The following is a 17,833-nucleotide window of genomic DNA, read 5'->3' as shown; positions in this document are numbered from 1 at the left end:
GCTACTCGATGCTCGCCAGCCGCGCCCCGGCCGCCAGCATGCTGCCCGCTTCCGCCTGCCAGCTGACGCGGCCGCTGCGGTGCGCGAGCACCTGCATCTCCATCTTCATCGCCTCCATCACCGCGACCAGGTCGCCCTCCTTGACCTCGTCGCCGACCGCGACCCTCCAGGCCTGCACGGTGCCGGCAATCGGCGCGGGCAAGTCGGCTTCGCTGGCCGGTGCTTCCTGCGCCCCCGCCACGGCTCCCGACTGAACCGGCGTGCTGGCCAGCCCCGCCAGCAGTTGCGGCGGCAAGCCGAGTACCACGCGGCGGCCGTCGATCTCGATGGCGGTGCGCAGCAGCGCGGTGTCCTGCAACGGCTCCGCGCGCGCGGCCGCGGACAGCGGCGCGGCGAAGTCCGACTCGATCCAGCGGGTATGGACCCGGAAGCCATCCTCGCCGAGAAAATCCGGGTGCTCGATCACCGCGCGGTGAAACGGCAGCACCGACGCGACGCCCTCGATCCGGAACTCGCGCAGCGCGCGGCGCGCCCGCGCCAGGGCCTGCTCGCGGGTGGCGCCGGTCACGATCAGCTTGGCCATCAGCGAATCGAACGCGCCGGGCACGACCGAGCCGGACTGAACGCCGGCGTCTACCCGCACGCCCGGGCCGGCGGGCGGCTCGAAGCGCTGCACCGGCCCCGGCGTCGGCAGGAAGCCACGGCCGACATCCTCGGCGTTGATACGGAACTCGATCGAGTGGCCCAGCGGCGCCGGGGTCCCGGTGATGGACAGCGGCAGGCCGTCGGCCACGCGCAGTTGCTCCACCACCAGATCCACGCCGGTGGTCTGCTCGGTCACCGGATGCTCGACCTGCAGCCGCGTGTTGACCTCGAGGAAGGAGATCGCACCGCTGGCACTGAGCAGGAACTCGACCGTGCCCGCGCTGGTGTAGCCCGCCGCGGCGCAGATGTCGCGGGCGGCGGCGTGGATGCGCTCGCGCTGCGCATCGGTCAGGAAGGGCGCGGGCGCTTCCTCGACCAGCTTCTGGTTGCGCCGTTGCAGGGAACAGTCGCGCGTGCCCAGCACGACCACGTTGCCATGCCGGTCCGCCAGCACCTGCGCTTCGATATGGCGGGGTTTGTCGAGGAACTGTTCGACGAAACACTCGCCCCGCCCAAAGGCCGTGATCGCCTCGCGCACCGCGGAAGCGTACAGCTCTTGCACCTCGTCCATGCGCCACGCGATCTTCATGCCGCGACCGCCGCCGCCGAAGGCCGCCTTGATGATGATCGGCAGGCCGTGCCGTTCGGCGAAGGCGAGCACCTCGCTGACATCCGAGACCGGATCGGGCGTTCCCGCCACCAGCGGCGCCCCTACCTGCAACGCGATCTTGCGCGCCTGCACCTTGTCGCCCAGGCGGGCGATGGTCTCCGGCGACGGGCCGATCCAGGTGAGGCCGGCCTCGATCACTGCGCGGGCGAAGGCCTCGCTCTCGGACAGGAACCCGTAGCCGGGATGCACCGCGTCGGCGCCGCTGCGCCGGGCGATGTCGATCAGCTTCGGGATATTCAGATAGGTGTCGGCCGGCCGCTCGCCGTCGAGTGCCCAGGCCTCGTCGGCAAGACGCACGTGCAGCGCGTCGATATCGGCATCGGCATAGACGGCCACCGAGCTGACGCCGTAGTCGGCGCAGGCGCGGAGGATGCGAACGGCGATTTCGCCGCGATTGGCAATCAGGACTTTCTTCATCGCAAGTCTCGGTAGGAGGCTTCGGGTCGCGGCGTTCGCGCTCAGGCGGCGAACGGTCGCAGGTCTTCAAAGGCGCTGATCACGTTGAAGCGCAGCCAGGCGCCCACCGGGATCTGGCCCGCACGATCGAGATGGTGGGGCGCCACCGCGCCAATCACCGGATAGCCGCCGGTCAGCGGATGATCGGCGAGGAACAGCACGGGCTGGCCGCTGGGCGGCACCTGCAGTGCCCCCAGCACGGTGCCCTCGCTCGGCAGCTCGCCGGTGATGGCGCGCTCCAGCGGCGTCTCGCCGTGCAGCCGCAATCCGACGCGGTTCGATTGCGGCGTGACCTGCCAGCGCTGCTGGGCCAGCCGCGCCACCGACTCGGCGGTGAACCAGTCGGTGCGGGGACCCAGCACCACGTCGAGCACGACGTCTTCGGCCGCCGTGGGCAGCCCTTCGGGTGGCAGCGCGTGCGCGCCGACCACGGCGCCCGCTGCCGCTTCGCGCAGCGGCAGCACATCGCCCACGGCCAGCGGCGCGGGCCCGACGTTGGCCAGCGTGTCGGTCGCGCAGCTGCCGAGTACCGGATCGACGGCAAAGCCGCCGCGTGCCGCCACATAGCAGCGGGCGCCCGCTACCGGTTGGCCGATCGTCAAGGTATCGCCGTCGGCGAGCGCAATCGGCTGCCAGGCGGGGACCGACCATTGCCGGCCATCGGCGCTGCGCAGGGTCAGCGGCGCTTGAGCACCGGTGACCGCGACCACCGTCTCGCCCACGCTTTGCAGTTGCAGCCCGCCGCCGACGGTTTCGAGCGCCGCCGCATCGCTGGGGTTGCCGGCGAGGCGATTGGCGGTCATCAGCGAAGACCGGTCCATGGCCCCGGACGCCGAGACGCCCTGGCCGGCCTGTCCGGGGCGGCCCAGGTCCTGGAACACCGTCAGCAGGCCGGTGCCCTTGACCTTCAGCGCGGGAGCGGTGGCGCCAGCGTTGCGGGCCGGTGTCGCAAGCGCGTTGGCGCGCGGCGGTGCGGAAGATGCAGAAGACGCTGAAGAGTGCAGGTCCGCGGCATCGCCCACCGTCGCCAGATCGGTGAAGCGCACCCGGTACCCCGGCTGCAGCAGGGCAGGCTGCTCGCGCCCGGTGTCCCACATCGTCAGCGGCGTCACGCCGATGATCTGCCAGCCGCCGGGGCTGGCTTGCGGATAGACGCCGCTGAAAGTGCCGGCGAGGCCGACCCCGCCGGCGGGAATGCGCGTGCGCGGGGTCTTGCGGCGCGGCACGTCCAGACTCGGATGGCCACCGCTCAGGTAAGCAAAGCCGGGTGCGAAGCCGGTGAAGGCGACGGTGTACTCGCTGCCGGTATGACGGCGCACCACTTCGTCGCGGGAAACCCCGAGCATCTGCGCCACTTCGTCCAGGTCCTCGCCGTCGTAGCGCACCGGAATCTCGATCAGCACGTCGCTGCGGGCGACCCGCTGCGAGAGATCGCGGCCGGCGATGTTGGCCACCAGCGCGCCGGCGCTCACTACCCAGGGACGGAAGCAGACCAGGATGGTCCGCGCCGCCGGGACCAGTTCGTCGACGCCCGGCAGCCGATCGCGCTGCAGCGAGGCCAGCAGCGCGAGGGTCTGTTCCAGGTCGGTAAGCTCCACCAGCAATGCGTTGGTGGTGACAGGCAGAAAGCGCAAGACGGACTCCGCGAAGACGGGGGAATCAGACGTGATAGGTGGTGTCGGGTACGTCGGTGATGAACATGTGGCCAGGCGCATGCGTGACCGCGAACGGCACGCCCGAGGCCATCACCGCTGCATGCGGCGTCACGCCGCATGCCCAGAACACCGGGATCTCGCCGGGCTCGATGCGCACCGCATCGCCGAAGTCGGGCTTGCCCAGATCGGCGATGCCGATGGCTTGCGGCTCGCCGATATGCACGGGCGCGCCGTGTACCGACGGAAAGCGCCCGCTGATGGAAACCGCATCGGCCACCCGGTGCGCGGGGATCGGCCGCATCGACACCACCAGCTCGCCGTGCAGCCGGCCCGCGGGACGGCACTGCAGGCTGGTCCGATACATCGGCACGTTGGAGCCGTCGGCGATATGCCTGACCTCGATGCCGGCTTCCTGCAGCGGCGTCTCGAAAGTAAAGCTGCAGCCGATCAGGAAGGTGACCAGGTCCGGATGCTCGTCATACAGCGCGGTGGCGTCGGCGACTTCGTCGACCAGCTTGCCGTCGCGCCAGACCCGGTACAGCGGGATGTCGGTACGGATGTCGGCGCCGTCGGCCAGCACGGTCCGATGCGAGCCCGCTTCGATCACGTCCAGCACTGGACAGGGCTTGGGATTGCGCTGCGCATACAGCAGGAAATCCCACGCCCAGTCGCGCGGCAGGGCGATCATGTTCGCCTGCGTCATGCCGGGCGCGACCCCGGCGGTCGGTTGCACCGCGCCCGCGCGATAGCGCTCGCGGGCGGCGCGGGCAGCGTCGATGGCGGCCGCGCGGGCCTGTTCCAGTGCGCTGGCTTGCATGTCGGTTCTCCAGTGTTCTCGCGGTTGCTGCAATGGCGCGGGCTCAGGCAAACGCGCGCACGGTCACGCCATCGTTCTCCAGCGCTTGCCGCACGGCGCGCGCCATTTCCAGCGCCCCCGCGCTGTCGCCATGCACGCAGATCGATTGCGCCTCGACGCGCGCGAGGCTGCCGTCGATCGCTTCCACCACGCCCTCGCGCACCAGCCGCAGCATGCGTTGCGCGACCCGTTCGGCATCGTGCAGCACCGCGCCTTTTTCCCGGCGCGACACCAGCGTGCCCTGCGGCGTGTAGGCGCGGTCGGCGAAGGCCTCCGCGATGACGCGCAGCCCCGCCTCGCGCGCCCAGGTCACCAGCGGCGAGCCGGCCAGCGCCACCAGCGCCAGATCGGGATTGACCTTGCGGATGGCCGCGATCACGTCGCGCGCCTGGCGCTCATCATGGGCGATGGTGTTGTACAACGCACCGTGCGGCTTGACATAGCGAACGGTCGCGCCGACTGCGGCCGCCAGACCGGACAGCGCGCCGATCTGGTAGATCGCATCGGCAATCAGGTCCGCGCTGGCGACGTCCATGTTGCGGCGACCAAAGCCCTGCAGATCGGGGTAGGAGATATGCGCGCCCACTGCAACGCCGCGTGCCTGCGCGGCTTCCAGCGTGCGCAGGATGCCGGCCGGATCGCCGGCATGGAAGCCGCAGGCGACGTTGGCGCTGCTGACGATATCCAGCATTGCCGCGTCGTTGCCCATGGTCCAGGCGCCAAAGCTCTCGCCCAGATCGCTGTTCAGGTCGATTTGCATCATGTCAGTTGTCCTTGCAGGCGGCGCCCCGTCGTCAGTGCACCGCTTCGGCTCGGGCGTCGGCCTCGACCTCGCCCTCGTCGAGCAGCTCGCGTCCCTGCGTTTCCGGCAGCACCAGGCAGGCGATCACCACCAGCCCATACGCGCCGGCGGCCATATAGCCGATCGCCGCGCCCAGCGACATGGTGGCGCCCATATGCCCGATCACCGCGGGGAACACCGAACCGACGGCGCGTCCGAAGTTGTAGCAGAAACCCTGGCCCGAGCCGCGGATGTGGCTGGGGTACAGCTCGGTCAGGTAAGCGCCCATGCCGGAGAAGATGCCGGAGAGGAAGAAGCCGAGCGGGAAGCCCAGCACCAGCATCACCGCGTCGGTAATCGGCAGCTTCGTATAGCAGATCACCAGGATCGCCGCGCAGATCGCGAACAGCATGAAGCAGCGGCGGCGCCCCAGCCGGTCCGACAGCCAGGCGCTGGTCAGGTAGCCAGCGAAGGAGCCGGCGATCAGCACCATCAGGTACCCGCTGGTGTTGAGCACCGACAGGTTGCGCTCCATCTTCAGATAGGTCGGCAGCCAGGTGGTGACCGAATAGTAGGCGCCCTGCATGCCGGTTGCCAGCAGGCTGGCCAGCACCGTCGTGCGCAGCACGCCCGGCTTGAAGATCAGCATGAAGCTGTTGCTCTGGCCGGTGCGCGCCAGCCGCTCCTGGGTTGCCCGATAGACCTCGGGCTCCGCGATGTTGCGGCGGATGTAGAGGATGAACAGCGCCGGCAGCACACCGAGCCAGAACAGCACGCGCCAGGCGGTTTCCTGCTCGACCAGCGCATAGACGGCCCAGAAGGCGATGGCCGACAGGCCCCATCCCACCGCCCAGCTGCTTTGCACCAGCCCCACCGCCTTGCCGCGATGGCGGGCCCGGATCATTTCGGCGATCAGCACCGAGCCGACCGACCATTCTCCGCCGAAGCCCAGCCCCTGCAGCATGCGCGTGACGAAGAGCTGCTCGGGCGACTGCGTGAAGCCGCTCAGGAAGGTGAACAGGCTGAACCACAGCACCGTCAGCTGCAGGATTCGCACGCGGCCGTACTTGTCCGCGAGGATGCCCGCCAGCCAGCCGCCCAGCGCCGAACTGATCAGGGCGCCGGTGGCGATATAGCCCGCCTCCGCCTTGGTCATGCCCCACACCAGGATGAAGGTGGGGATCATGAACGTGTAGATCATGTAGTCGAACGCATCGACGCCATAGCCGACGAAGGCGGCGAAGAGCGTCTTGCGCTCTCCCTGTGTCGTTTCCTTTAGCCACATGGTTGTGCTCGCTATCGATGAGGAGCGCCAGGCCCACGCCCGCCGTTCCGGTTTCTGTTTAGCAAAACATGTGTGGCGTTGATACAAACGGCACGGTAGCTCAACCACACGTCACGCATTGTTCAACAAAACAGTGCCGGGTTTCGATCATGGTATACACCTAGCCTCCCATTGGAGCCAGGAATCCCGCTCACTTCTGGCCAGATTGTTGAACAAGGTCGGGTAAGATCAGGCCCGCAAGGCGCAGCTCGCGGCCTCCCCGCTGCTTCCACTCGACATGACCACCACTTCTGACGTCAGAAATCTCGCCGACCGAGTCACCGAAGACATCCGTCACCGCATCATCCAGGGCGAATTCGCGCCCGGCCAGCGCCTGTCGGAGGCGGCGCTCAGCGAGAGCCTGCAGATCTCGCGCAATACGCTGCGCGAGACCTTTCGTGTGCTGACCAAGGAGGGATTGCTCAAGCACGAGCCGAACCGCGGGGTATCGGTGGCGGTGCCCAGCATCGCCAGCATCATCGACATCTACCGGGTGCGCCGGCTGATCGAATGCCAGGCGATCGCCCACGCCTATCCGAGTCACCCTGCAAGGAAGCATATGCGCGCGGCGGTGCAAGCGGGGCTGCAGTGTCGCGACAATGGCGACTGGCAGGGCGCGGGCACGGCCAATATGGAATTCCATATGGCCATCGTCGAGCTGGCCGACAGCGAGCGGCTGAACGTCATGTTCGCCCACCTGCTTGCCGAACTGCGGCTGGCCTTCGGCATGTTGCAGGACGCCGAATACCTGCATGGCCCCTATGTCGAAATGAACCAGCACATCCTGCAGCTGTTCGAGGCGGGGAAGCTTGCCGAATGTGCCAGCGCGCTGAACGACTACCTGGTGCAGTCCGAGCGCATCGTGCTGTCGGCCTGCTCGCGGCATCCAGTGTTCAGTGCCCGCTGACCGTAGCTGACGGTCGCTCACCGCCTCCCGGCGGAACATCGCGCCGGCACACCGAGGCTGCCCCTTGTAAGAATTCTCCCCCGCGTGCAAAACCCGCCGGGTGCCGGCTCATGATGGCCTGCGTCGGCCCCCGACTCAGGCCGCTTCGCGCTCCCCCGCTTCCGGAATGGCTCTTGCATCATTGCGCCTGCGTTCCCGCCACAGCGTGGCCAGCGGCAGGGCCAGGCCGAAGGCCAGGTAGACCAGCCCCAGCGACAGTGGCGACAGCCGGCGCTCGAACCCCGGCGTCAGCCGCCGCGGCGTGAACTTCAGATCCACCACGCAGGCCACCGCGGCCACCGCGAGTCCGGCGCCGACCGCCGCCAGGGTGCGGCGCCGCTCTGGCGAGCGGCTGGTCCAGCCTTCGTAGAACGCAGCCCAGAATACGGACGTCGCATGATGGATCAGATAGCCCACCGCGGTATATCGCCAGGCCGGCCAGTTGACGTGAATGGCACGATCGCCCCAGAGCCAGTGGCTGATGGCATTGACGGGGGCGACCGCATGCCGGGTTTCGAAATGGCCGGCGCAGGCGAGCGCCAGCGTGGACAGCGCACTGGCGCAACTGCCGGATTGCAGGGTATGGCCGACGAACTGGAGCACGTTGGACATGTCGATTCCTCTGGACAGGGCAGGGCGCCGGCGCCCTTGGGGCGACCCACGGTGCTGCTGACCGGCGCGAGCGGGTTCATCGGGGCCAGGATCGCCGCGGCGCTGGCGGGAGCGGGCTGCCGCGTGATCTGTGGCGTGCGCGATCCGGATGCCAGCCGGCGCCGGTCCGGACCGGTGCAGCCATCATGCGAATTCCGTGCCGCCGATTTCAACGCCATGCTCGACCCCTCGCACTGGCGGCCGCTGCTCGAAGGCGTGGACGTGGTGGTCAATGCGGTCGGCATCTTCGAGGAGCGGCCGGGGCAGACCTTCGACGTGCTGCATCGGCGCGCGCCCATCGCGCTGTTCTCCGCCTGCGCCGAGGCCGGCGTGCATACGGTGATCCAGTTGTCCGCGCTCGGCGCGGATGACGGGGCCAAGACGGCGTATCACCGCAGCAAGAAGGCCGCTGACGACGCGCTGCTCGATCTGGCTCGGCAAGGCCGCATGCGGGCGGTGGTGCTGCAACCCTCGCTGGTGTTCGGCGCCGAGGGCGTCAGCGCTTCGATGTTCGGCATGCTGGCCACCATGCCGCTGCTCGCGCTGCCCGACGGAGGAAAGCAGCGGATCCAGCCGGTGCATGTGGACGACCTGGTGGAAGCGGTGGTGCGGCTGGCGACCCCGGGCACCGCGGCGCCATCGTCCGAAGCGTCACAGCAGGGACGGCTTGCCGTGGTCGGTCCGCAAGCGGTGACCTTGCACGGCTATTTGTCGGCCTTGCGCGCGTTGCTGGGACACGGCGGACGCCTGCGCGTCATGTCGGTGCCGCAATCGCTTGCCCTTGCGATGGCGCCGGTCGTCGCGCGCCTCGCCCCCGCGCTGCCGATGAGCCGCGACGCGCTGACCATGCTGGCGCGCGGCAACACCGCCGACCCGGAACCGCTGCGCCGGTTGCTTGGGCGACAGCCGCTGCCGGTCGAGCGCTTCATTCCCGCTGCCTGGCGCGAACCGGCCCGCAGCGCCGCCGTGCTGCGCTGGCAATTGCCGGTGCTGCGCCTGGCCATTGCGGCGGTCTGGATCATCACCGGCATCGTCTCGCTGGGCGTCTACCCGGTGCAGGAGAGCTACGCGCTGCTGGCGCGCGCCGGCGTGCCGCCCGCCCTGCAGCCGCTGTCGCTCTATGGCGCCGCGGTGCTCGACATCGTGCTGGGCCTGCTGTGCTTCTCCCGCTGGCGGCTGCGCCCGGGCTTCCCGTGGGTGTGGGCTGCGCAGGCGGCGCTGATCCTCGGCTACACCGTCATCATTTCCGTGCGGCTGCCCGAATTCTGGCTGCATCCGTACGGGCCACTGACCAAGAACCTGCCCATGCTCGCCGCGCTGTGGCTGCTGGGCACGCTGGAACACAGGCTATGGACTACATCACGCTGAAGTGGATACACGTCGTGGCAAGCACCCTGCTGTTCGGCACCGGGGTCGGCAGTGCGTTCTACCTGCTGGCCGCCACGCTGACGCGCGACACCCATGCCGTTGCGGTGACGTCCCGTCATGTCGTGATCGCGGACTGGCTGTTCACCACATCGACCGCGATATTGCAGCCGCTGACCGGCTACATGCTGGTGCGCACCGCCAACTTCCCATGGCAGGCCGATTGGCTGAAGTTCTCGGTGATTCTGTATGTCGTTGCCATTGCCTGCTGGCTGCCGGTGGTCTGGCTGCAGATGCGCATGCGCAATGTCGCGGCGGCCGCCGCGGGCGCGGGCGCGCCCTTGCCCCCGGCCTACTGGCGATACTTCCGCTGGTGGTTCGTCCTGGGCGTGCCGGCGCTGTTCGCCTTCCTGGCGATCTTCTGGCTGATGATCGCCAAGCCGGCCGAGCTGTTCTAGCCCGGCCGCCCGTTCCTCAGGAGCCGGACTCCTTGGGATCCGTGCTCGGCTCCCGGGTCTGGTCAATGCTTGCGCCGCCGCTGCGGTCGCGCTCGCGTGGGCTGCCTTGCAACGGTTTGCTGCTGGGCGCCGTCACCGGCCGCGCATCCTGCGTGCGCGGCGAGGGGACGTCCTTGTTGCCCGGCGCGCCGGGATTGGCGCTGTCAAGCGTCCCCAGGCCACCGGGGTTCGAGCGAACGGCGCGGCCTTCCGAGGTCGAGGGTTGTGCCGCCCCTTGTTCGTTCGGGCGCGACATATGGGTGCCGCTGCCGCGCTCGTTCTGCAGGGGGACGTTGGCGGGCTGGGCCACGGCGACGCCTGCGCCGATGGTGCAGCCCAGCAGGGCAAGGGTTTGAAGAATGCGCATCACTGCCTCCACAAGTGCTGGGGATGACAGGAGGGGAAGCACAAGCCGGGCCAGCGCCGCGGAACGCAAGCAATTGGCCAGGCATATGACATTTACGGATAAGGGTGCGCGTTTTGATTCGTTGACCGTGCCACGCCGTGCGCCGGATCATCGCTGCTATCAATCGATATCAGTTCGATATCAGTTCGATGACAGACCGGAGCGAAACCCATGTCGATGCAACGCAGTGCCTCCCCGACCGGTGTGAATCTCGGCCTGCTGCCGCAGCTGGCCGGCGCCCCCGCCGCGGACACCTTTCTGATCGGCACCGCGCACCAGGACTTCGCCATCCGGCCCTTCGACGCGCCGCTCGGTGCGGAAGTGGTCGGGCTGGACCTGTCGCAGCCGCTGTCGCCGCAGGCCCTGGCCCGCATTCATGCGGCGCACCTTGAATACCACGTCCTGGTCTTTCGCGATCAGCGGATTACGCCGGCGCAGCAGATCGCCTTCAGCCGCCATTTCGGCGAATTGCAGATCCACGTGCTGCACCAGTTCGCGCTGCCTGGTCATCCCGAAGTGCTGGTGGTGTCCAATATCGTCGAGAACGGCAAGCCGATCGGCCTGGGCGATGCGGGCCACTTCTGGCATTCGGACCTGTCGTACAAGGAGCGCCCGAGCCTGGGCTCGCTGCTGCACGCGCGCGAGCTGCCGGAGGAGGGCGGCGACACCCTGTTCGCCAACCAGCATCTGGCCTGGGAAACGTTGCCCCACGCGCTGCGCCGTGCGGTGGAGGGCCGCGTGGCCGAGCACACCTATCTGGCCCGCTACGAGGAGCTGCGCCAGCGCAGCCCGTGGCGGCCGGCGCTCAGCGCGGAGCAGATTGCGCAGGTCAAGCCCGTCACGCATCCGGTCGTGCGCACGCACCCGGAGACCGGCCGCAAGGCGCTGTTTGTCAGCGAGCATTTCACCACCCGCATCGTCGGCCTGCCCGAGGACGAAAGCCGGGCGTTGCTGGACGAACTCTTTGCGCACAGCGTCAAGCCGGCCTTCGTCTACCGGCATCGATGGCAGCCGCACGACCTGGTGTTCTGGGACAACCGGTCGCTGCAGCATCTGGCCGCCGGCTGTCCGCCGCATCTGCGTCGCCTGATGTACCGCACCACCATCGAGGGCGACCAGCCCTATTGATGGTGCCGCAGGCAGCCCCCCGCTGCCTGCGCTGCGTCAAGCGAGCCGGGCCGGCGGCATGGTGTCCGCCGCGCCCGCCTTGCGTACCCAACTACCCCGTAGTCATCCTGTTTCCGGAGCCCTCATGGACGCACCGTCCCTTCGCTCGTCCTTGCCGAGCCGTTCCCTGCGCCACGCCGTGGCGTTCGCCCTGATCCTCGTGCTGGCCGGCCTCGGCCTTGGCATGGCGCGACCCGCGCATGCGGAAGGCCGCATTCGCATCGCCGAGCAATACGGCGTGGTCTACCTGCTGCTGAACGTCGTACGCGATCAGCAGCTGATCGAGCAGCATGGCAAGAAGCAGGGCATCGATATCAAGGTGGAATGGACGCGCCTGTCGGGCGGCGCGGCCGTCAACGACGCGCTGCTGTCGGGCGCCATCGATATCGCCGGCGCCGGCGTCGGCCCGCTGCTGACGGTGTGGGATCGCACCCATGGCCGGCAGAACGTCAAGGGGGTCGCCTCGCTTGGCAATTTTCCGTACTACCTCATCAGCAACAATCCCAGTGTGAAGACCATCGCCGATCTGAGCGAACGGGATCGCATTGCCGTGCCTGCCGTCGGTGTCTCGGTGCAGTCGCGCATCCTGCAACTGGCCGCCGCCCGGCAGTGGGGCGACAAGGCATTCGACAAGCTCGACAAGTGGACCGTGGCGATGCCGCATCCCGATGCCGCCGCGGCCATCGTCTCCGGCGGTACCGAAATCACCGCGCACTTCGCCAACCCGCCGTTCCAGGAGCAGGAGCTCGCCGCCAACCCGAAGGCGCATATCGTGCTGGACTCGTACCAGGTGCTGGGTGGTCCCAGCTCGGCGACGGTGCTCTATGCGACCGAGCGCTTCCGCAACGAGAATCCGAAGACGTACCGCGCCTTCGTCGATGCGCTGGCCGACGCCGCGCGCTATGTCACCGCGCAGCCGGAAGCCGCGGCCGACCTGTATCTGCGCGTGAACCAGGCCAAGGTCGACCGGGCGCTGCTGGTCGGCCTGCTCAAGGACCCGCGCGTGCAGTTCCGCGTCGCGCCGCAGAACACCTTCCAGCTCGCCGAGTTCATGCATCGGATCGGCGCGATCCGCAATCGGCCGCGTTCCTGGCAGGACTACTTCTTCCAGGACCCGGTCACCGCCTCGGGGAGCTGACATGGATGCCGTGCTTCGACATCGGATGCGCTGGAGCGAGTCCACCGCGCCGCAAGCGGAGGGCAACACGACGGGGCGGTCCGCCGCTGCGGCGGCCGACCCGGTGCTGCGCGCGCAAGCGCTGACGCTGGAGTACCGAACACCGGACCGCGTGGTGCGCGCCACCCACGAGGTCGATTTCAGCGTGCAGGAAGGCGATCGCTTCGTGCTGCTTGGTCCCTCGGGCTGCGGCAAGTCGACCTTGCTCAAGGCGGTGGCCGGCTTCGTGCAACCCGCCGCGGGCCGCATCCTGCTGGACGGCAAGCAGGTGGAGCGCCCCGGCGCCGATCGCGTGGTGGTGTTCCAGGAGTTCGACCAGCTGTGGCCATGGCTGACCGTGCGGCAGAACATCGCCTTTCCCCTGCGGCAGGCACGCGGCCTGTCGCGCAAGGAGGCGGCGCAGCGGGCCGAGCATTACCTGGACAAGGTGGGTCTGGCGCGCTTTGCCGATGCCCATCCGCATACGCTCTCCGGCGGCATGAAGCAGCGCGTGGCCATCGCGCGGGCGCTGGCGATGCGCCCGCGCATCCTGCTGATGGACGAGCCCTTCGCCGCGCTGGACGCACTGACGCGCCGGCGCATGCAGCAGGAGCTGCTGGAACTGTGGGAGGACGCGCCCTTCACGCTGCTGTTCGTCACCCATTCCATCGAGGAGGCGCTGCTGGTTGGCAATCGCATCCTGCTGCTCTCGCCGCATCCCGGGCGCGTGCGCGCCGAGCTGAACAGCCCCCGCGCCGGGCTGCACGCGCGCGACAACCCCGCCGCCGATGCCGAATTCCAGGCGCAGGCCCGGCGCATTCACCGGCTGCTGTTCGACGAGGACGAGCCGGGCAGCGCGCCCGCGGCCCATGAGGAGAAACGATAATGCCGGCAAATTCTTCCGTCGTGCGCCCCGAGTATGAGCGGACCCTGCAACCGTTCGACGTGGCATCGATCGAGCGCGCCTTGCCCGCGCCGCAACGGCTGTGGAGCCATGCGTGGCTGCGCCGCCTGCTGATCCTGGCGGGCCTGGCCATCCTGTGGGAGGCCGCCGCCCGCTGGCACGGCAACGACCTGTTGCTGCCGGGACCGCTGGCCACCGCCGTGGCGTTCGTCGACGGCTGGCGCTCCGGCGACCTGCCGGCGCGGGCGGCGATCTCGCTCGGCCTGCTGCTGCAGGGCTATGCGGTCGGGGTGGTGCTGGCGCTGACCCTGACCGGCCTGGCCGTCTCCACGCGGCTCGGGCGCGACCTGCTGGACACGCTCACTGCCATGTTCAACCCGCTGCCCGCCATCGCGCTGCTGCCGCTGGCGCTGCTCTGGTTTGGCCTGGGCGCCGACAGCCTGATCTTCGTGCTGGTCCATTCGGTGCTGTGGCCACTGGCGCTGAGCACCTATGGCGGCTTCCTCGCCGTCCCCGAGACCCTGCGGATGGCGGGGCGCAACTATGGACTGCGCGGCCCACGCTATGTCGCGCTGATCCTCGTCCCCGCCGCCACCCCGGCCATCCTGTCGGGCCTGAAGATCGGCTGGGCCTTCGCCTGGCGCACCCTGATCGCCGCCGAACTGGTGTTCGGCGCGTCTTCGGGGCAGGGCGGCCTGGGCTGGTACATCTTCCAGAACCGCAACGAGCTCTACACCGACCGCGTGTTCGCCGGTCTGGCGATGGTGGTGCTGATCGGACTGCTGGTGGAGAACCTGGTGTTCCGCAGCGTGGAGCGGATCAGCGTGCGGCGCTGGGGGATGGTGCGATAGCCTGTCCGGTACCCCTGGTTTGCTCCCCTCGCCCGCTTGCGGGAGAGGGGCCCGGGGAGAGGGTAGCGGGCCGTCGTGATGCCACCGTGGGGAAGACCAACCCCTCTCCCCGACCCTCTCCCCTTGAAGGGGAGAGGGGGAACACCGGCAGGTAGCCCCAATACTGCTGGTTTGCTCCCCTCTCCCGCAAGCGGGCGAGGGGAAAACCATCAAATCGTCTCGCCTCCCGCACAACCTTGGAAGTGATCGCCAAACCGTCATATTGAGGTAACAAGCTTAGGGAGAACCCTGCAATCAGCTTTCATTCGGTTACAATGCCGTGCTGCATCAACAATATTCTGCTGCCGGCAGTCCGCCTTGCGCGCTTGCGCAACCGCCTCCGCCGGCCGGCACCGTAACCAGGGAATCCCGCCCCGCTCCATGCAAGCGTTGTGGATGTGTCTGATCGCGATATGCCTGTTGTCGCTGTCCTCCGGGGCAGCGGCGAGCACGCGCGCGTCGGATACCCAGGCGCGCGAGCTGCGCGTCGGCGCGCTGGCCTGTACGCTGGCCTCGGTCGTCAAGACCGTCGCGCCGCCGGCCAAGGGCTTTGCCGCCGAGGACGACGGCACCCGCATGGAAGCCCCCGGTGACGACGGCCTGCATCCCGAGGATCTGGCCGAGCCCACGCCGCGCGGTTACTGCAACATCTGGTCGGCGGATCTGCTCGATCCGCCCGATGTGCTCGACGAGATCGAAGAGTCGAGCGCCCTCATCGCACTGCCCCCGCTGCGCTTTCCCTGGCTGGAAAGCGATATTGCGCAGGGTGGACATGGACGCGCGCCGCCGTTGCCGGACGCCGTCTACAAGCCTCCCATCCTCCTCGCCTGATTCCCCTCGCGACGCCTGACCGGCGACCTGCCGGTCCGGTGGCGCTCCCCTGTCTGCGTGTTTCGTCCCGCCGCGTCCTCCGCTGACGCGCGGGCGCTGGCCATCGCCGCGAATTCCTCCGCGCCGAATGGCCGGGCATGCAGTGGTCCGGCTTTATTCCGTTGCCATGAAGATCACTACGCTCACTTTGATAGCGGCACTGTCGCTTGGGGTGTCGTCGGCGTTTGCCGTCGAGACCTACACGCTCGACCAGCTGCTCGCTCTGTCGCAAACCTCCAACAAGGGCGTCGTCGCGGCCCAGGCCGGCGTCGACGCCGCCAGTGCCGCCATCGTCAGTGCCGGCGCCTATCCCAACCCGCAGGTCGAAATGATGTACGGCCGCCTGCGCGGCCGTCAGGCCGGTGTTCAGGAAGGCAGCGCGCCCAGCTTCTCGCTGACGCAGCGCTTCGACTATCCGCAGCAGCGCGCGCTGCGCCAGGAGATGGCCGAGCGGGGCCTCGATGCCTCGCAGGCCGGCCTGCACGCCTTCTATGCCGACCTGGCCTCGCGCATCAAGACCAACTACTACGGCGTGTTGCGCCGGGAAAGCGAGCTCGCTGCCGCCCGCGAGGACCTCGCCATGATGAAGCAGATCCACTCGCGGGCCCGCCTGCGCGTGGAGGTCGGCGAAGCGCCGCGCTACGAGCTGATCAAGGCCGAGACCGAGCTGCTGACCGCGCAGAAGAACCTGCAGAGCGCCGAATACCGCGTCAACCAGGCCAAGGCCGCGCTGCGCCAGCAGGTCGGCGGCGTGCTGCCGCCCGAGTTCGCGTTGACCGGCACGCTGAGCAATACGGTCGCGCTGCCGGACCTCGCCGTGATGCGCCAGAGCCTGGCCAGCCAGAATGCCGAGCTGGTGCAGCGCCGGATGGAGCTCGAGCGCGCCAACCTGTCGGTGGACTACCAGCGCTCGCTGCGCCTGCCCGAAGTCGCCGTGCGCGCCACCACCACGCGCGAGCCGGACAACAACGTCTCGCAGGTCGGCCTCGTGCTCACCATCCCGCTGTGGGACCGGCGCCGCGGTCCGGTCAACGAGGCCGTTGCGCAGTCCGTGCAGGCGCGCAACGCCTATGAGGCGCGCGAATTCGAGCTGGGCCAGGAGCTGGAATCCGCCTACCGGCAGCTGGAGATCACCCAGGCGCAAGTGTCTGCGCTGGAGTCCGGCATCGTGCGCGAGGCCGAGTCCGCGCTGGCCGTGGCCGAAGCCGCCTACCGCTTTGGGGAGCGCGGCATCCTTGACTTCATCGACGCGCAGCGCGTGCTGCGCAACGCGCGCAACGAGCTGATCGCCGCGCAATACGAACAACAGATGGCCGCGATCCAGATCGAGCGCCTGCTGTCGATGGTGCCCGCCACCGGTGCACCTCTCAGCGGACAGAATCCGGCAGGCATTGCCGCCACCTCCAACGAACCGAAGCAACCGTGACCATGCGCCCCCAATCCATTCGTACCCTGGCGGCGGCTGCCGCCATGATGTTCGTTCTTGCCGCCTGCTCCTCGGAAGACAGCGCACCGGCCGCCGAAGCGCCGAAGCTGCCGCCGGGCGTCGTCCAACCCGCGCCCGAGCTGCAACAGCGCCTGACCGTGGCCGCCGTCACTACCAGCCCGTTCAGCGAAGTGCTGCACGTGGCCGGCCGCATCGATTTCGACGAGCAACGCGTCACGCGCATCGGCGCCTCCGTGACCGGCCGCATCACCAAGCTGCATGCGCTGCTCGGTGACGAAGTCAAGCCCGGCCAGGTGCTGGCGCAACTGCACAGCACCGAACTGGGCACCACGCAGATGGCCTTTGTACGTGCCGCCGCCCAGGCCGAACTGCAGCAGCGCAATGCCGAGCGCGCCACGCAGCTGTTCTCCGCCGACGTGATCGGCCGCGGCGAACTGCAGCGCCGCGAGAGCGAGTACGCCATCGCCTCCGCCGAAATGCGCGCCGCGCGCGACCAGCTGCGCGTGCTCGGCATGTCCGCCAAGGCCATCGACGAGCTGGCCCGCACCGGCCGCATCAACTCGATCTCGTCGGTCTATTCGAGCATCGGCGGCACCGTCGTCGAGCGCAACGTCGCGCAAGGCCAGGTCGTGCAGCCGGCCGAGACCCTCTATACCGTCGCCGACCTCTCGCGTGTCTGGGTCGTCGCCGAAGTGCCCGAACAGCAGGCCGCGCTGGTCGCCGAAGGGCAATCCGTCGACATCCAGGTACCGTCGCTCGCCAACGGGCAGGGCAGCGACCGCATCACCGGCAAGCTGATCTACGTCGGCCGCACCGTCAACCCGCAATCGCGCACCGTGCTGGTCCGCACCGAGCTGGAAAACCGCGACGGCAGGCTCAAGCCCGCCATGCTCGCCAGCATGCTGATCGCCAGCAAGCCGACCGACCGCCTGGTCGTGCCGGGCTCGGCCGTCGTGCGCGATGGCAACGAAGAGCAGGTCTACGTCCAGCAGGGCGAGAACACCTATCGCGCGGTCAAGGTCAAGCTGGGTGCGGAGAGCGACGGCATGCGCGTCGTGCAAAGCGGACTGAAGTCGGGCGACCGCGTGGTCGTCAATGGCGCCTTCCATCTCGACAACGAGCGCAAGCGACTCGAGCAAGGTTGACG

General features: G+C 68.6%; 17 protein-coding genes. 10 read left to right on the top strand and 7 right to left on the bottom strand.

Features of this window, described 5'->3' with window-relative positions; all coding sequences use genetic code 11:
* Position 1: 1 nt before the first annotated feature.
* Genes K6V06_RS03795 through K6V06_RS03775 form a run of 5 tightly spaced genes read right to left on the bottom strand, consistent with a single transcriptional unit; the run spans position 2 to position 6,348 of the window.
* Positions 2–1,732: a biotin carboxylase N-terminal domain-containing protein gene (locus K6V06_RS03795; RefSeq protein ID WP_222240233.1), complete on the bottom strand. Its 1,731-nt coding sequence runs from the start codon at positions 1,730–1,732 to the stop codon at positions 2–4.
* A gap of 41 nt (positions 1,733–1,773) precedes the next feature.
* The gene (locus K6V06_RS03790) at positions 1,774–3,405 is read right to left on the bottom strand and encodes a 5-oxoprolinase/urea amidolyase family protein (RefSeq protein WP_222240232.1); all 1,632 of its coding nucleotides are present in this window, start codon (positions 3,403–3,405) and stop codon (positions 1,774–1,776) included.
* 25 nt (positions 3,406–3,430) lie between these two features.
* Positions 3,431–4,243 carry a putative hydro-lyase gene (locus K6V06_RS03785; RefSeq protein WP_222240231.1) on the bottom strand — a complete coding sequence of 271 codons (813 nt, stop codon included), beginning with the start codon at positions 4,241–4,243 and terminating at the stop codon, positions 3,431–3,433.
* 43 nt (positions 4,244–4,286) lie between these two features.
* The gene (locus K6V06_RS03780; RefSeq protein ID WP_222240324.1) at positions 4,287–5,042 is read right to left on the bottom strand and encodes a LamB/YcsF family protein; all 756 of its coding nucleotides are present in this window, start codon (positions 5,040–5,042) and stop codon (positions 4,287–4,289) included.
* 34 nt (positions 5,043–5,076) lie between these two features.
* Positions 5,077–6,348, bottom strand: coding sequence for an MFS transporter (locus tag K6V06_RS03775; RefSeq protein WP_222240230.1), 1,272 nt, complete (start codon positions 6,346–6,348; stop codon positions 5,077–5,079).
* 277 nt (positions 6,349–6,625) lie between these two features.
* On the opposite strand from K6V06_RS03775, the gene K6V06_RS03770 reads away from it, so the two are divergent.
* On the top strand, positions 6,626–7,294 hold the full coding sequence (locus K6V06_RS03770; protein ID WP_222240229.1) for a GntR family transcriptional regulator: 669 nt from the start codon (positions 6,626–6,628) through the stop codon (positions 7,292–7,294).
* Between the two features lie 135 nt (positions 7,295–7,429).
* Here K6V06_RS03770 and K6V06_RS03765 read toward each other — a convergent pair whose 3' ends face one another.
* Positions 7,430–7,945 carry a hypothetical protein gene (locus tag K6V06_RS03765; protein ID WP_222240228.1) on the bottom strand — a complete coding sequence of 172 codons (516 nt, stop codon included), beginning with the start codon at positions 7,943–7,945 and terminating at the stop codon, positions 7,430–7,432.
* Here K6V06_RS03765 and K6V06_RS03760 point away from each other — a divergent pair.
* Both K6V06_RS03760 and K6V06_RS03755 read left to right on the top strand, forming a co-directional pair.
* Positions 7,916–9,352 (top strand): SDR family oxidoreductase, encoded by a 1,437-nt coding sequence (locus tag K6V06_RS03760; RefSeq protein WP_222240227.1) that lies wholly within the window; start codon positions 7,916–7,918, stop codon positions 9,350–9,352. The genes K6V06_RS03765 and K6V06_RS03760 overlap by 30 nt on opposite strands.
* Positions 9,334–9,807 (top strand): DUF2269 domain-containing protein, encoded by a 474-nt coding sequence (locus K6V06_RS03755; protein WP_222240226.1) that lies wholly within the window; start codon positions 9,334–9,336, stop codon positions 9,805–9,807. Before K6V06_RS03760 ends, K6V06_RS03755 begins: the two co-directional genes overlap by 19 nt.
* Before the next feature lie 16 nt (positions 9,808–9,823).
* On the opposite strand, the gene K6V06_RS03750 is transcribed toward K6V06_RS03755, so the two are convergent.
* A complete protein-coding gene (locus tag K6V06_RS03750) occupies positions 9,824–10,213 on the bottom strand; it encodes a hypothetical protein (protein WP_222240225.1) in 390 nt (129 codons plus the stop codon).
* A gap of 210 nt (positions 10,214–10,423) precedes the next feature.
* Between K6V06_RS03750 and K6V06_RS03745 the strand changes: the two genes are divergently transcribed.
* The 7 genes from K6V06_RS03745 (at position 10,424) to K6V06_RS03715 (ending at position 17,831) form a co-directional block, all read left to right on the top strand.
* Positions 10,424–11,380 (top strand): TauD/TfdA family dioxygenase, encoded by a 957-nt coding sequence (locus K6V06_RS03745; RefSeq protein ID WP_255581567.1) that lies wholly within the window; start codon positions 10,424–10,426, stop codon positions 11,378–11,380.
* Between the two features lie 223 nt (positions 11,381–11,603).
* The gene (locus tag K6V06_RS03740; protein ID WP_255581593.1) at positions 11,604–12,557 is read left to right on the top strand and encodes an ABC transporter substrate-binding protein; all 954 of its coding nucleotides are present in this window, start codon (positions 11,604–11,606) and stop codon (positions 12,555–12,557) included.
* 25 nt (positions 12,558–12,582) lie between these two features.
* Positions 12,583–13,461, top strand: a complete 879-nt coding sequence (locus K6V06_RS03735) for an ABC transporter ATP-binding protein (protein ID WP_222240322.1) — start codon at positions 12,583–12,585, stop codon at positions 13,459–13,461.
* Positions 13,461–14,330 carry an ABC transporter permease gene (locus K6V06_RS03730; protein ID WP_222240223.1) on the top strand — a complete coding sequence of 290 codons (870 nt, stop codon included), beginning with the start codon at positions 13,461–13,463 and terminating at the stop codon, positions 14,328–14,330. The genes K6V06_RS03735 and K6V06_RS03730 overlap by 1 nt, the downstream gene beginning before the upstream one ends.
* A gap of 420 nt (positions 14,331–14,750) precedes the next feature.
* The gene (locus K6V06_RS03725) at positions 14,751–15,200 is read left to right on the top strand and encodes a cobalt-zinc-cadmium resistance protein (RefSeq protein WP_222240222.1); all 450 of its coding nucleotides are present in this window, start codon (positions 14,751–14,753) and stop codon (positions 15,198–15,200) included.
* Between the two features lie 166 nt (positions 15,201–15,366).
* Positions 15,367–16,665: a TolC family protein gene (locus K6V06_RS03720; protein ID WP_222240221.1), complete on the top strand. Its 1,299-nt coding sequence runs from the start codon at positions 15,367–15,369 to the stop codon at positions 16,663–16,665.
* Positions 16,666–16,667: 2 nt separating this feature from the next.
* Positions 16,668–17,831, top strand: a complete 1,164-nt coding sequence (locus tag K6V06_RS03715; RefSeq protein WP_222240220.1) for an efflux RND transporter periplasmic adaptor subunit — start codon at positions 16,668–16,670, stop codon at positions 17,829–17,831.
* Positions 17,832–17,833 lie beyond the last annotated feature (2 nt).

The organism is Cupriavidus sp. AU9028, assembly GCF_019795295.1.
Lineage (GTDB): Bacteria > Pseudomonadota > Gammaproteobacteria > Burkholderiales > Burkholderiaceae > Cupriavidus.
This window is presented reverse-complemented; position numbering and strand designations above follow the sequence as displayed.